Here is a 12,545-nt window from a genome sequence, read left to right on the forward strand (position 1 = left end):
CACGCTCCTGCGCTCGGACGGGGCTTTCTACGACATCCTCTACGTGGACGGCGGAGTCTCCAGCACGCAAAGCACGGGGCATCTGCGCATGAAGGGCCGCGAGGTCTTCCGCCACGCCGTCGAGAAGCTGTCCTCGGTGGGCGAGGATCTGCTCGCGCGCCACGGCCTCAAGGGCGAGGACGTGGACTGGATCGTCCCGCATCAGGCGAATTCGCGCATCATCGACAGCACCGCCCGCCGCATCGGCGCCAGCATGGACAAGGTGATTCTCACGGTTTCGGAGCATGGCAACACTTCGGCGGCCTCGGTGCCGCTGGCTCTGGACTGGGGCGTGAGGAACGGCCGGATCCGCAAGGGCGATCTCCTGCTGCTGGAGGCCATGGGCGGAGGACTCTCCTGGGGCGCGGCCTTGCTGCGCTGGTGAGCGCTTGCGCGGGATTTTCAAGACTCTCCAAGCCTTTGAGATTGACTTTGCCCGGAGGGCGGTCAAATCTGGCCCCTCAGAGGGACCAAGGGAGGGAGAACGAAAGCCATGGCTTCGCGAACCGTGACGCGGGCCGACCTCAGTGAGGCGGTCTATCGGGAGTTGGGATTGTCCCGCGCGGAATCCGCGGATCTCGTCGAGGCGATCCTCGAACAGATCGCCGAGGCGCTGGCGCGCGGCGAGAAGGTCAAGATCTCCTCCTTCGGAACCTTCGAGGTGCGCGAGAAGCGGGGCCGCGTCGGGCGCAACCCCAAGACGGGCGAAGAAGCGCCCATCGATCCGCGCCGGGTTCTCGCCTTCCGCCCCTCCCATGTGCTTAAGGACCGGATGAATGAAGGCCTCGACGGAGCGGCGTGAAGCCGGAGTCCGGCGGGTCGACTCGCCGGCCAAATCGGATCTGGCTTTCCGCACCATCGGCGAAGTGGCCGAGGAGCTGGGCGTGGCCGCGCATGTCCTGCGCTTCTGGGAGACCAAGTTCCCCCAGATCAAGCCCGTGAAGCGGGGCGGCGGACGCCGGTATTATCGCCCCGACGACGTGGCTCTGCTGCGCGGCGTGCGGCGGATGCTCCATGTGGAGCGCTATTCCATCAAGGGCGCGCAGAAGCTGCTGAACGAGCAGGGCGTGGCGGCGGCCATGGCGCTCGGGGCCGAGCCGGAGGGACGCCGCGCCAGGATGCGCGTGGCGGAGGCTCATCCCGTCGAGGGCTTCGGCGAGCCGGAGGCCTTCGGACTGGATCCCGTCGCCGGAGATTCCGCGCCCGAGGATTCCGGCGCGGCGCTCTTCGAGGACGACTTCGATCTGGATTCGGCTTCGCTCGGCGGGGTGGTTCCTCAGGGGCCTGCGCCCGAGCCTGCTCCGGCTTCGGCCTTCCGGCCTTCCAGCGCCTCGCCGGAGGCCCGCGAGATCGAGCGGGCTTCGGCGGAGCTGCGCGCGCGTCTGGAGGCCGCCCTCAAGGCCGCCGAGGAGGCCCGCGAGCTCCTCGCCCGTCTGGAGGCGCGTCGGCGCGACGTCTGAAGCCGGGCCTCGCGCCAGGCGCGACGCGGAACGACAAACGACCGGATCCGGATCGCGCGGGACAGGCGCGGTCCGGATTTTTCATGTCGGGCCCGGCGCTCCTGCGGCGCAAGGCCCATGCAGGGTCAGCGGAGGGGGCGTTCCGGAGATCCCCGGGGCCGCGGCGAGCCGGACGCGCAGTCCCGAACTGATGGGACATGGGGTCGCCGAAGCCTCCCGCGATTCCTGCGTGACGGCGGGCGTCCCGGCCTTTCGCAGGCGACGAGGCCCGAGCCTGGCCTCCGTCTGGAGGCCTGCGGCGAAAAAACCTGAAAATCCTTTCGGAAAACGCGTTTTCGCATTTGCGCTCCTGCGAAGAGGCGGTTATAACCCGCCCCGTGTCGGGCCGTGGCGCAGCCTGGTAGCGCGCTTGCATGGGGCGCAAGAGGTCGTGAGTTCGAATCTCGCCGGCCCGACCACCGACATACGAGACGCCGCCCGCCGAGACCTCGGCCGGCGGCGTCTTCGTTTTCAGACCGCCCCTTTCACGTCCGAAGACCGGCATGAAGGCGTCGCGAGCCGCGCCCGACGAAGGCGCCGCGCGGCTCCGTGAGGAGAGACGAAGATGAACGGCGACCGGACGGGGGTTCTGCCCTCTCAACATCTGCGGCGTCTCATCTCCGAAGGGGCGATCCGGGCGGAGCGTCCCGTCTCCGAGGCGCAGATCCAGCCCGCCAGCCTCGATCTGCGGCTCGGGCGGCGCGCCTGGCGTCTGCGCGCGAGCTTCCTGCCGGGCGCGGGCCTCGCCGGCGCCTCCGCCGCCGCGGCGACGGTCGCCGCGCGCCTGCCCGACTTCGCCATGCACGAGATGGATCTGACCGAAGGCGCCGTCTTCGAGCGGGGTTGCGTCTATCTCTGCGAGCTGGCGGAATCCCTGGCCTTGCCGCCCGACGTCTCCGCCGCCGCCAACGCCAAGAGCACCAGCGGAAGGCTTGACCTCTTCGTGCGGCTCATCGCCGACGGCGCCGCCGAATTCGACCGCACGCCGGAAGGCTACGCCGGGCCGCTCTTCGCCGAGATCTCGCCGAGGAGCTTCAGCGTCCTTGCGCGTTCGGGGGCGCGGCTGAACCAGATCCGCCTGCGGCGCGGCGATTCCCGGCTGACCGAAGCCGAGGCCCAGGCGCTCGATCCCGAGGGCCGCGGCGACGCGCGTCAGGGGCGGGCCTTCAGCGTGGACCTGCGTCCGGCGGGCTCGGATGTGGCGGGCTGGCGGGCCCGTCGCCATACGGGGCTGATCGATCTGGAGAAGACGGGGGGATACGCCGCCCGCGATTTCTGGGAGCCTCTGCCGGCGGAGTCCGCGGGGCGTCTGATTCTGGATCCTGGCGCCTTCTACATCCTGGCCTCGCGGGAGAACCTGCGCACGCCCCCCGACTGCGCCGCCGAGATGACGCCCTTCTCGGCGGGGGTGGGCGAATTCCGGGTGCATTACGCGGGCTTCTTCGATCCCGGATTCGGCTGCGCCGAGGCGGGCGGCGAGGGGGCGCGGGCGGTCCTCGAAGTCCGTTGCCACGAGATCCCCTTCGTGCTGGAGCACGGGCAGGACATGGGGCGTCTGGTCTACGAGCGGATGCTCGCCCGCCCCGACAAGCTTTACGGCGCCGGAGGCGTGGGCTCGCATTATCAGGGGCAGGGGCTGAAGCTCGCGAAGCAGTTCGCCTAGAGCCTGCGGTCTCTCTTCGGGCTTGCGCTCCGGAGAGCGGGCTCTATCCTGCGGCGAGAGCAGGAGGACGAAGATGCGGGAGGCGAGCGCGGCCCTGGAGGCCTTTCTCGACGAGACGATCCGGCGTTCGAAGAAGGCCGGATATCATCCGACCGCCTTCATCGTGATGCGCGGTCGTCTGGGGTCTCTCGAAACGGTCTCGCGGCTCGTGCGCTCCGGCGAGATCCAGAGCGGCTTCAGGGAGCTCAGGCGGCTGAACCTGCTGGACTGGTCCGTGGAGGCCGCCGTGGTCGCCTTCCCCGGCGAATTCTCGAAGGTCGATCTCGATTGCGCCCGCTGGCGGCTGGATCAGGCTCAGGGCCTCTGACTGCGGCTTTCTGACGATTCGCCTGATTCCCCGCGCCCTTGCGCCTGTCGCGGGTTTTCGGCAAGATGAAGCTTCGCGCCTTCGCGCGCCGACAGGTTCTCCCGAGAAGGTCCGCTCCCCTCATGACCGACAGCGATCTGGAATCCGCAGCCGCCGCGCAGGAGGAGGGAATCTGGCGTCAGGAGCGGATCAGTCTGAAGGATCTCTCCCGGCGTCTGAATCTCTCGCCGACCACCGTCAGCCGGGCGCTCAACGGCTTTCCGGAGGTCAGCGCCGCCACGCGTCAGCGGGTCTCGGAGGCGGCGCGGCTCTACGGCTATCGCCCCGACCGCAACGCCCGGCGTCTGGCTCAGGGGCGGGTGGGGGCCATGGGGCTGGTCTTTCCCGCCGAGGCCACCGCGCTGCATGATCCGCTCTACATCGAGTTCCTCGCGGGCCTGGGCGAGGCCGCCGCCGAGGCTCAGATGGAGATCACCCTGATCCCCGCCCAGCGCGCCGACGAGATCGGCGCCTATCGCCGCGCCGCCAGCGAACGCAGCGTGGACGGCTTCGTGGTCTCCTCGCCCCTTCTGCGCGATCTGCGGGTGAAGGAGCTGGCCGCTCAGGAGATCCCCTTCGTGCTGCACGGCCGCACCCAGGGCGCGGGAGCCCACGCCTGGTGCGACATCGACAACCGCGACGCCTTCGCCCGGGCGGCGCGTCTGCTGACCGACCTCGGGCATCGACGCTTCGCGCTGATCAACGGCAAGGCCGAGGCGCAATTCGCCGTCGAGCGCCGGACGGGGGCGCTCGGGGCTCTGGAGGCGCGGGGTCTGCGGATCGCGCCGCCCTTCGTGTTCCATGTGAACATGACCGAGGAGGAGGGCTATCGGGCGGGCAGGCTCTGTTTCCAGCGGGCGCCCGCCGAAAGGCCGACGGCCTTTCTGGTCTCCAGCGTGTTTCTGGCTCTGGGGCTGATGCGGGCCGCGCGCGAAGCCGGACTCGAGGCGCCGCGGGATTTCTCGGTGATCGCCCATGACGACCGCACGCCCTATCTGCGGGGCGAATTCTTCGATCCGCCCCTGACGGCCACCAGCGCCTCGATCCGCGACGCGGGGCGTCGGGCGGTGGAGCTGCTCAGCGCCCGGCTGGAGGGCGCGCCCATCGAGAGGCTTCAGGAGATCCTGCCGCTGGATCTCGTGCTGAGGGCCTCGACGGGCCCCGCCCGGAGTTGAAGGCGCAGGCTCTGGCGCGTCGCTGCGCGATGGGCTAAAGCGGGCCGGAAGCGCGATCCGGATGAATTGCGCGCCCCATTCGAAACCTGAAGCGTTCGAGGATCCGGCCCGGTCCGAAGACGCTCCAGCCTCGCGCCAGATGCGTTCAGGAGTCCGTCATGCCGAAGATCACGTTCCTCGATTCCGAGGGGACCGCCCGTGAAGTCGAGGCTCAGGCGGGCCTGAGCGTGATGGAGGCGGCGATCCGCAACGACGTGCCCGGGATCGACGCCGATTGCGGCGGCGCCTGCGCCTGCTCGACCTGCCATGTCCACGTCGCGGAGGATTGGGCGGAGCGTCTGCCGCCCATGGATCCGCTGGAGCAGGACATGCTCGACTTCGCCTTCGAGCCCGGCCCGACCTCGCGGCTTTCCTGTCAGATCCGGATCACCGCCGAGCTGGACGGACTGGTCGTGCGCACGCCGGAACGCCAGATCTGAGGCCGTCGCAATTCTCCGGATTCAGGTCGCCTGGAGCGCCGCCGCAGGAGGCCCGCTTCTTGCGCATGGTGAACGAATCCTTGCGAAAATCCGTCCAACCCCCTGGGAATTCTCAGAAAAAGACGCGAAAGGAGTCGCGGGCCGCAGCGGCGCCGCCAGCTTCCGCAGGGGCGCAGGCGCTGAGGGCGCCGGAAGGCGCTTCCGCGATCTCGCCGCGCTCATGAAAAACCGCCCTTCCCGAGGGGAAGGGCGGTTCTGAGTGGGGTTCGGCCCGTCGCGGCGTCCGGAGCCGGAGGCTCCGGCCGGGATCCGCGACGGAAGGGCCCTTCGCGAGGGCCTGCGATCCTGTCCCGCCGGTTCGCGGCTGCGGCGAGCGGCCGCCCCCGCGGGAGGCTCAATGCGCGCTGACGGGCGCGAAGCTGTTCTGCCGGGCGATGGCGAAGGCTGCGGCGCGGTCGTCGAAGACCGCCAGCCGACGGCCGTTTTCATCATGCACGGCGTAGAGATGGGTCACGCCCGGGGGCAGAGCGCCGAAACGGCCGATCTCGTCGGCGCGGATCTCGCGCACATAGGCCAGAGGCTGGGCGGCCAGCGCCTCCTCCGGATCGGCCTCGGGAAGGACGCTCTCGCGATCGAACTTGGCCATGGCGATTCTCCTTTCCAATGCGGCTCCCTCTTCAGGAGGCGGCCGCGTCAGTCTCCGCCCGCGATGGGCACGGTGCGGACGACGGTCTCGGGCTCGGACTTCGCAAGGTCGATATGCAAGAGTCCGTCCATCAGGCTCGCGCCCGCGACTTCGACGCCTTCCGCCAGCACGAAGTTGCGCTGGAACTGGCGGGCGGCGATGCCGCGATGCAGGAAGACGCGGGGCTCCGCGTTCTCCTCCTGTCTTCCCCGCACGACGAGTTCGTTGTCCTCGATGGTGATGTTGAGGTTCTCGCGCGAGAACCCGGCCACCGCGAGGGTCACTCTGTAGGATCTGGGGCCGGTCTGCTCGATGTTGAACGGAGGATATCCGTCCGAACCGGATTTCGCGGCCCGCTCCACCAGCCGCTCGACCTGCTCGAAGCCGAGCATGAACGGATGGAGGGCGAAGGTCGTGCGCGTCATTGCGAGTCCTTTCAAAGCCCTTGATGCAAGCGACTTTATCGCAGGGCCCGTGAGCGGCGCCCTGCAGGGATCATGTGGGGGGCGGTCTCATCCTTTCAAGGGGAAAGCGCGGGGGCCTCTCATGTTTGCGGTTGGCGGAGAGCGAAGAGGGACGAGCCGCCGCCGGAGAAGCGCTTTTTGCAATCCTTATGGATGTGTAGATCATAGACCTCTCTTTTGCGGTCGTTTAGACTCCACGCGACTCCATTGTCGAATGAGGGAGGTCGATCATGCGTCTGACGAAGCGAGGTTTTCCGAATTCTGCGCGCGCGTCGGTTTTGCTGGGAGTTTTGACGGTCGTTTCAGGGAGCGCGTCCTCCATGGCGCAAGTGGCGGGGGCCGGCCTCATTCAGCGTCTGCAGGCGCTTGAGGCGAAAGTCGCGGCCTTGGAGGAGCGGCGCTTCGAAGGCGGGGATCTGTTGATCCACAAGGATCAATTTCCGGAATTGCTCGACACCAGCAACTGCGCCGGCGAGCATAGAGGAATTGTGAATAAACGCGTGACCTTCTCGCAGCCTTTCGTCAGGACGCCCAAAGTGGTTTCCGGCGTCACCAAATTTGCCATTGGCGAAGGTGGATCAAGCCCATGGCATCGGTTGGATCTTTACATCTCGACGGTAGATGAAGAAGGATTCACCTATAGTTTTACAACTTATTGCGACACAGCTCTCTGGTATGCGAATGGGTCATGGTTCGCCTTTCTGGAGGATGAGCCTCCGGAGAAGCCGTCGCAGCCGGATTGATCCGGCGCGCCGCGTCTCAGGCTCCGGAGCCCTCCCGCCGTCTGGGGGGAAGGCTCCGGCCCGCTTCAGGCCCGCAGGCCCGATCCTGACGAGGCCTCAGCCGATGACCTTGCGGAAGGGACGGATCTCGACCGTGGCGAAGAGGCCCGCCTTGGCGTAGGGGTCGTTGGCGGCCCAGGCCTCGATGGCGGCGCGGTCGGGGGCCTCCACGATCAGCAGGCTGCCGATGGGAGTCTTCTCGTCCTCGCCCAGCATCGGGCCCGAAAAGACCGGGCCGCCCGCTTCGAGATATTTCAGATGGGTCGGGCGGGTGGCGTCGCGCAGAGCGCCGGAATCGGGTTTGTCCTTGCAGATCACCGCGTAGAGCATGGGGTTTCCTCCAGAAGATGAGGCGGGTCCGGAAAGGCCCGCCGGGTTGTGAAGAGTCAGGCCTTGGCGCCCTTGCGTCCGGCGCCCACCAGAGGCGCCGCCGTCTCGTCGAGAGGCCAGCGGGCGCGGGGCCGCGCCGTCAGAGACGCCGGAAAACCCGCCGCCAGACGCTCAAGTCCGGCCCAGGCGATCATCGCGCCGTTGTCGCCGCAGAGGCTCAGCGGCGCCGCGTGAAAGGCGAAGCCCTGAACGGCGCAGGCCTCGGCGAGGGCAGCCCTCACCGCGCCGTTGGCCGCCACGCCGCCCGAAACCGCCAGAGCAGGCGTCGCCTCCGGTCGGCGCTGGACGAAAAGACGCATGGCTCTGGCGCTCTGGCGCGCGAGGTGCTCGGCGGCGGCGCTCTGGAAGGCGGCGCAGAGATCGGCCTTGTCCTGCTCCGTCGGAGCGGCGCCGAGGGAATCGCGGGCCATGCGCGCCGCGGTCTTGAGCCCCGAAAAGGAGAAGTCGCAGCCGGGGCGCCCGATCAGCGGCCTCGGCATGGGAAAGCGCGCCGGATCGCCCGATTGCGCCGCGCGCTCGACGGCGGGCCCCCCCGGATGCCCGAGCCCCAGCATCTTGGCGGTCTTGTCGAAGGCCTCGCCGGGGGCGTCGTCGAGGCTGGCCCCCAGCCGCGTGAAGGCGCCCGGGCCATCCACGATCCCGAGGAGGCAATGTCCGCCCGACGCCAGCAGCGAGAGATAGGGATAGGCCGCTCCATCCGTCAGACGCGCCGTCAGGGCGTGGCCCTCGAGGTGGTTCACCGCCACCAGAGGCTTGCCCGCCCCGAGCGCCATCCCCTGAGCCGCGAGGACTCCGGCGATCAGCCCGCCGATCAGTCCCGGCCCGGCGGTCACGGCCAGAGCGTCGACCTCGTTCAGCGTGAGGCCCGCCTTGCGCAAGGCCTCCTCGACGGCGCGGTCGATCTTCTCGGCGTGGGCGCGGGCGGCGATCTCGGGCACCACGCCGCCATAGAGCGCATGCAGGTCCATCTGGTCGTAGACCACGCTGGAGAGGATCCCGGCCCGAGGCGCGCCCGCCTCCGGGACGACGCCCCGCACCAGAGCGGCGGCGGTCTCGTCGCAGCTGGATTCGATCCCCAGAACGGTGATGGGCTCCAGAACGCCAGGGGCGCGCGCCATGGCCGGTCCTTTCCTGTCAGGCCTTTCATTGTCAGGCCTCCCCGCCTCTGATAGAGCGGCGCAAGGCGTGAGGAAAGCCCCCGCCGCATCTCCGGACTCCATGATCTTGTCGAAGGCCCGCCCATGACCGCCCTCTGGACCCGTCCGCTTGTTCTGGCCACGCGCGCCAGCCCGCTCGCCATGGCTCAGGCCGAGGAGACGGCGCGGCGCCTGCGCGAGCAGGCGGGAGTCCCGGCGGAGCTGGTGACGATCCTGCCGCTGACCACCGCCGGAGACCGCATCCAGGATCGGGCGCTGAACGCGGCGGGCGGCAAGGGGCTCTTCACCAAGGAGATCGAGGAGGCCCTTCTGGAGCGTCGCGCGGACATCGCGGTCCACAGCATGAAGGACGCGCCCACCGAGACTCCTGCGGGCCTGGTCTTCGCGGCCCATCCGCCGCGCGAGGACGTCCAGGACGCCTTCGTCTCGATGAAGGCCGCCAGCCTCAGGGAGCTTCCGCCGGGCGCGACGGTCGGCACGGCCTCGCTGCGCCGTCAGGCCCAGACGCTGCGTCTGAGGCCCGATCTCAAGGTGGCGCTGCTGCGGGGCAACGTCCAGACGCGGCTGAAGCGTCTGGAGGAAGGCGCCGCCGACGCCACCTATCTGGCCATGGCGGGGCTGAACCGTCTGGGGCTCGGGCATGTGGCGCGGGGGCCCGTCGAAGGGATGCTGCCCGCCGTGGCGCAAGGGGCTCTGGGGCTCCAGATCCGCGCCGGGGATTCCGGACTCGCGGAGCTGATGCGCGCGCTGCATTGCCGCCGCACGGGGCTTGAGGTCGCCGCCGAGCGGGCCTTCCTCGCGGCGCTGGACGGCTCCTGCCGGACGCCTCTGGCGGGGCTGGCGCGGGTCGAGGGCGAGGAGGGCCGCGAGCGCCTGCGCTTCGAGGGCGAGATCCTGACTCCCGACGGGCGGATCCGCCATCACGTCATGCTGGAGGGCGCCGCCTCCGAAGGCGAGGCCATGGGCCGCCGGGCGGGCGAGATCCTCAAGGCCCATGGCGGGCCGGATTTCTTCGCGCATTGATCCTCCATGAGACTCTCATGAGCCGCCGCGTCGTCCTGCTCACGCGCCCGGAAGGCGCCGCCGCCGCGCGCAGCCTTCGGCGTCTGAAGGCCCTCGGCTGGGAGGGGATCCATGTCCCGCTCACCCGCATGGAGGCTCTGCCCGATCCGGGCCTGACCTCGGGCGCGCTGGATCCGGCGGCGGCTCAGGCGCTGATCTTCACCAGCGCGGAGGGCCTGCGGCGCTTCGCGGCCCTGAGCGGCTTTCGCGGACGCCCCGTGCACGCGGTGGGCGCGGCGACGGCCTCGGCGGCGCGGGCGGCGGGCTTCGCGCAGGTCGAGGAGGGCGGCGGCGACGTCCGGAGCCTCGCGCTGCATCTGGCGGCGCGGCTGCGTCCCGAGGCGGGTCCGGCGCTGCATTTCGGCGCCGAGGCGCCTGCGGGAGATCTGGCGGGGGATCTGGCGGGCTTCGGGCTGCGGCTGATCCGGATTCCGCTCTACCGGACCCTGCCCCTGACGCGCCTTCCTGAATCGGCCCTGCGCGCCGAGGGCCTCCGGGCGGCGCTTTTCCACGCCCCGAGCGCCGCCCGCGCCTTCGCGGCCCTGCGGCCCGAGCCTGCGGCGCTGGAGGGGATCTTCGCCGCGACGATCAGCGCGGCGGCGGCGGAGCCCTTGGAAGGATTGGGCTTTCGCGGAGTTCTCCGCGCCGCCCGTCCGGACGAGGCCCACATGCTCGGAGTTCTGGCGGCGCTCGGCTGAGCCCCTCCGCCTCCGGACCCTCTCCGAAAGCGCAAAAATCTTGGCCCGAGGCCCGCGCTGGTCTAGGTTGATGCGCGCCCTGCAGGCGCGTTCACCCTATGAGAGTCGGACGTCAACCGGAGCGTGAATCATGGCCGATCCCAAAGGCAAACCCAAAAAGCCGACAGACGAAGCCTTCAAGGACGTGTCCATCGGTCAGGACGGGGTCTATCGGGTCACCGAAGCCGCCTCCGCAGCCGCCGCAGAGGCCGCGAAGCCCGCCGCTCCGCCTCCTCAGCCGTCCGAAGCGCCGACGCCCCGGGACTCCGCGCCCGAAAAGACCGCGTCCGGCAAGCCCACCCCCGGGAAAACCATGACGGAGAAGCCCGTGACCTCCACCACCGCCTCGGGCGGCGCCTCCTCCAGCTCTTCGCCTTCCTCCTCCTCCGCGCCGCCGCCGTCTTCGGGCGGCTCCTCGGGCGGCGGGATGAAGACCGCCCTGACGGCGGTCGGCGCCCTCGTGGCGGGCGCGCTGCTGGCCTTCTGGGTCGGACCGAAGCTCACCGGCGCCGCCGAGACCGAGCGCAAGGTAAATGATCTCGGCCAGCGCGTCGCGCTCTTCGACCAGCAGACCAACGCCCTCAACGAGGCCGCCGGACGCGTCGACGCCCTGGACGCGCGGGTCGAGGCCATGGCGGGCGGGCTCGGCGCGCTGGAGGGCTCCGTGGCGGGCCTGCCCAGGACCGACGAGGCCGGGCCGCGAATCGCCGCCCTGACCGAGCGCCTCGACTCTCTGGAGACGGCCCTTTCGGCGCTCTCCGAGCAGCAGGCCGCCGTGGTCCGCAGCGTCAACGAGGCCGCCGCCGCGCCCGCCCGTCCCTCCGAGGAGACGACCGCGCAGCTCGGCGAGATCGAATCGCGCCTCGCGCAGCTCGGCGAATCCGGAGCCGCGCGCGCCAGCGCGGTGGACGAGAAGCTCGCCGCCCTCGCGGAGCCGAGGCTCCCCGCCGAGGCCGATTCCCGCATCGGCGCCCTCGAAGCCCGTCTGGAGTCGCTGACCGGCCAGATCGCCGCGGCCCTCGCCAACGGCGGCGGCGAGGAGACTCCCGCCGCGCCGAGCGCCGAAAGCCTGCGCGCGGCCTCCGACGCCGCCGCCGCCCTCGCGGGGATCCAGCGGCTCGAAACGCGCTTCGGGAATTTCGACGGCGCCGCCCTGCGGACCGAGCTTCAGGGCGAGATCGCCGAAGCCCGCGCCCGCGCCGAGGCCGCCGAAGCTTCGGTCGGCGCGCGGCCTTCGGTCTCGCCCGAGGAGCTGGCCGCCCTGAGCGCCCGTCTGGACGAACTGGCCGCCCGTCAGGAGGCCGCCGCCGAAGCGCCCGAGCCCGAAGCTCCTGCGGCGCCCGCCCTCTCCGCCGCCGATCTCGAAGGCTTCGGCTTCGCCAGCCGCACGGATCTGGAGGCCCTGGCCTCGCGCGAGGATCTCGACGCCCTGGCCGCCCGCTTCGACAAGGTGGAGTCCGAATCCGCCTCGGCCAACGCGGTCCGGGTGGAGGCCGCCGCCGCGGTGGCCGCCGCCGATCTGGCGAGCGTCGCTTCGGGCTCGGCGCCCTTCGCGACGCAGCTGGCCAATCTCCAGCGCCTCTCCGGCGTGGAGCCCGACCCGGCTCTGGCGATCTACGCGCGGACGGGCGTGCCGACCATGGCCACGCTGCTCTCCGGCTACGACGCCGCCGAACGCGCGGCGCTCGCCGCCGAGCAGGCCGCCCGCGCCCGCGAAGCCGAGGCCCTCGGCGACAAGCTGACGGGCGCCTTCTCCTCTCTGGTTTCGGTGCGCAAGACCGCCGAATCGACCGGAGTGGACACGGCCTCGATTCTGGCCCGCGCCCGCGTGCGGCTGGGCGAAGGCGACCTCGCCAGCGCCCTGACGGAGCTGGATCTCCTGCAGGCCGCCCCGCGTGAGGGCATGGCCTCATGGCTGCAGGGCGCCCAGGCGCGGCGCAACGTCGAGCAGAGCCTCGGACGCCTGCGCCAGAACCTGCTGATCGCGCCCGGCGCTCAATGACCAGC

The 12,545-nt window shown here is 70.3% G+C and carries 15 protein-coding genes and 1 tRNA gene; 12 read left to right on the plus strand and 4 right to left on the minus strand.

From position 1 onward, the window contains the following. The 8 genes from PHN62_RS13445 to PHN62_RS13480 form a co-directional block, all read left to right on the plus strand. The coding region (locus tag PHN62_RS13445) for a 3-oxoacyl-[acyl-carrier-protein] synthase III C-terminal domain-containing protein (protein WP_300151490.1) at positions 1–424 on the plus strand (424 nt) is incomplete at its 5' end. A 108-nt stretch (positions 425–532) separates the two neighbouring features. Further along, a complete protein-coding gene (gene ihfA, locus PHN62_RS13450) occupies positions 533–841 on the plus strand; it encodes an integration host factor subunit alpha (protein ID WP_300151492.1) in 309 nt (102 codons plus the stop codon). Next, positions 816–1,499, plus strand: a complete 684-nt coding sequence (locus PHN62_RS13455) for a MerR family transcriptional regulator (protein ID WP_300151494.1) — start codon at positions 816–818, stop codon at positions 1,497–1,499. The genes ihfA and PHN62_RS13455 overlap by 26 nt, the downstream gene beginning before the upstream one ends. A gap of 381 nt (positions 1,500–1,880) precedes the next feature. Then, positions 1,881–1,957: transfer RNA gene (locus tag PHN62_RS13460), tRNA-Pro, on the plus strand. A 146-nt stretch (positions 1,958–2,103) separates the two neighbouring features. Then, positions 2,104–3,201, plus strand: a complete 1,098-nt coding sequence (locus tag PHN62_RS13465) for a 2'-deoxycytidine 5'-triphosphate deaminase (RefSeq protein ID WP_300151496.1) — start codon at positions 2,104–2,106, stop codon at positions 3,199–3,201. Between the two features lie 73 nt (positions 3,202–3,274). Continuing rightward, positions 3,275–3,568 carry a hypothetical protein gene (locus PHN62_RS13470; RefSeq protein WP_300151498.1) on the plus strand — a complete coding sequence of 98 codons (294 nt, stop codon included), beginning with the start codon at positions 3,275–3,277 and terminating at the stop codon, positions 3,566–3,568. A gap of 122 nt (positions 3,569–3,690) precedes the next feature. Beyond that, the gene (locus PHN62_RS13475) at positions 3,691–4,782 is read left to right on the plus strand and encodes a LacI family DNA-binding transcriptional regulator (RefSeq protein ID WP_300151500.1); all 1,092 of its coding nucleotides are present in this window, start codon (positions 3,691–3,693) and stop codon (positions 4,780–4,782) included. A 158-nt stretch (positions 4,783–4,940) separates the two neighbouring features. Further along, complete coding sequence (locus PHN62_RS13480; protein WP_300151502.1) at positions 4,941–5,261, plus strand: 2Fe-2S iron-sulfur cluster-binding protein; 321 nt, start codon at positions 4,941–4,943, stop codon at positions 5,259–5,261. 394 nt (positions 5,262–5,655) lie between these two features. Here PHN62_RS13480 and PHN62_RS13485 read toward each other — a convergent pair whose 3' ends face one another. Beyond that, positions 5,656–5,907: a DUF1150 family protein gene (locus tag PHN62_RS13485; protein WP_300151504.1), complete on the minus strand. Its 252-nt coding sequence runs from the start codon at positions 5,905–5,907 to the stop codon at positions 5,656–5,658. Positions 5,908–5,954: 47 nt separating this feature from the next. After that, the gene (locus PHN62_RS13490; protein WP_300151506.1) at positions 5,955–6,371 is read right to left on the minus strand and encodes an Hsp20 family protein; all 417 of its coding nucleotides are present in this window, start codon (positions 6,369–6,371) and stop codon (positions 5,955–5,957) included. 269 nt (positions 6,372–6,640) lie between these two features. Between PHN62_RS13490 and PHN62_RS13495 the strand changes: the two genes are divergently transcribed. Next, positions 6,641–7,153: an H-type lectin domain-containing protein gene (locus PHN62_RS13495; protein ID WP_300151508.1), complete on the plus strand. Its 513-nt coding sequence runs from the start codon at positions 6,641–6,643 to the stop codon at positions 7,151–7,153. A gap of 96 nt (positions 7,154–7,249) precedes the next feature. Here the strand turns inward: PHN62_RS13495 and PHN62_RS13500 are convergent, their stop codons facing one another. Both PHN62_RS13500 and tsaD read right to left on the minus strand, forming a co-directional pair. After that, positions 7,250–7,522, minus strand: a complete 273-nt coding sequence (locus PHN62_RS13500; RefSeq protein WP_300151510.1) for a YciI family protein — start codon at positions 7,520–7,522, stop codon at positions 7,250–7,252. Between the two features lie 56 nt (positions 7,523–7,578). Next, entirely contained in the window at positions 7,579–8,700 is a 1,122-nt protein-coding gene (tsaD, locus tag PHN62_RS13505) for a tRNA (adenosine(37)-N6)-threonylcarbamoyltransferase complex transferase subunit TsaD (protein ID WP_300151512.1), read from the minus strand. Positions 8,701–8,823: 123 nt separating this feature from the next. On the opposite strand from tsaD, the gene hemC reads away from it, so the two are divergent. The 3 genes from hemC to PHN62_RS13520 all read left to right on the plus strand — a co-directional run bounded on the left by hemC (position 8,824) and on the right by PHN62_RS13520 (position 12,540). After that, positions 8,824–9,762, plus strand: a complete 939-nt coding sequence (hemC, locus tag PHN62_RS13510; protein ID WP_300151514.1) for a hydroxymethylbilane synthase — start codon at positions 8,824–8,826, stop codon at positions 9,760–9,762. 17 nt (positions 9,763–9,779) lie between these two features. Beyond that, positions 9,780–10,499: a uroporphyrinogen-III synthase gene (locus PHN62_RS13515; protein ID WP_300151516.1), complete on the plus strand. Its 720-nt coding sequence runs from the start codon at positions 9,780–9,782 to the stop codon at positions 10,497–10,499. Positions 10,500–10,629: 130 nt separating this feature from the next. Beyond that, entirely contained in the window at positions 10,630–12,540 is a 1,911-nt protein-coding gene (locus tag PHN62_RS13520; protein WP_300151518.1) for a hypothetical protein, read from the plus strand. Positions 12,541–12,545: the final 5 nt, after the last annotated feature.

Origin of the sequence: Neomegalonema sp., assembly GCF_028688855.1 — a bacterium.
GTDB lineage: Bacteria > Pseudomonadota > Alphaproteobacteria > Rhodobacterales > Rhodobacteraceae > Neomegalonema.

What these genes read in the sequence shown, in the direction of transcription:
- PHN62_RS13485 (WP_300151504.1), bottom strand. Translation starts at nt 5,907, where the DNA reads ATGGCCAAGTTCGATCGCGAGAGCGTCCTTCCCGAGGCCGATCCGGAG.
- PHN62_RS13495 (WP_300151508.1), top strand. Translation starts at nt 6,641, where the DNA reads ATGCGTCTGACGAAGCGAGGTTTTCCGAATTCTGCGCGCGCGTCGGTT.
- PHN62_RS13480 (WP_300151502.1), top strand. Translation starts at nt 4,941, where the DNA reads ATGCCGAAGATCACGTTCCTCGATTCCGAGGGGACCGCCCGTGAAGTC.
- PHN62_RS13515 (WP_300151516.1), top strand. Translation starts at nt 9,780, where the DNA reads ATGAGCCGCCGCGTCGTCCTGCTCACGCGCCCGGAAGGCGCCGCCGCC.
- PHN62_RS13465 (WP_300151496.1), top strand. Translation starts at nt 2,104, where the DNA reads ATGAACGGCGACCGGACGGGGGTTCTGCCCTCTCAACATCTGCGGCGT.
- ihfA (WP_300151492.1), top strand. Translation starts at nt 533, where the DNA reads ATGGCTTCGCGAACCGTGACGCGGGCCGACCTCAGTGAGGCGGTCTAT.
- PHN62_RS13500 (WP_300151510.1), bottom strand. Translation starts at nt 7,522, where the DNA reads ATGCTCTACGCGGTGATCTGCAAGGACAAACCCGATTCCGGCGCTCTG.
- hemC (WP_300151514.1), top strand. Translation starts at nt 8,824, where the DNA reads ATGACCGCCCTCTGGACCCGTCCGCTTGTTCTGGCCACGCGCGCCAGC.
- PHN62_RS13520 (WP_300151518.1), top strand. Translation starts at nt 10,630, where the DNA reads ATGGCCGATCCCAAAGGCAAACCCAAAAAGCCGACAGACGAAGCCTTC.
- PHN62_RS13490 (WP_300151506.1), bottom strand. Translation starts at nt 6,371, where the DNA reads ATGACGCGCACGACCTTCGCCCTCCATCCGTTCATGCTCGGCTTCGAG.
- PHN62_RS13475 (WP_300151500.1), top strand. Translation starts at nt 3,691, where the DNA reads ATGACCGACAGCGATCTGGAATCCGCAGCCGCCGCGCAGGAGGAGGGA.
- PHN62_RS13455 (WP_300151494.1), top strand. Translation starts at nt 816, where the DNA reads ATGAAGGCCTCGACGGAGCGGCGTGAAGCCGGAGTCCGGCGGGTCGAC.
- PHN62_RS13470 (WP_300151498.1), top strand. Translation starts at nt 3,275, where the DNA reads ATGCGGGAGGCGAGCGCGGCCCTGGAGGCCTTTCTCGACGAGACGATC.
- tsaD (WP_300151512.1), bottom strand. Translation starts at nt 8,700, where the DNA reads ATGGCGCGCGCCCCTGGCGTTCTGGAGCCCATCACCGTTCTGGGGATC.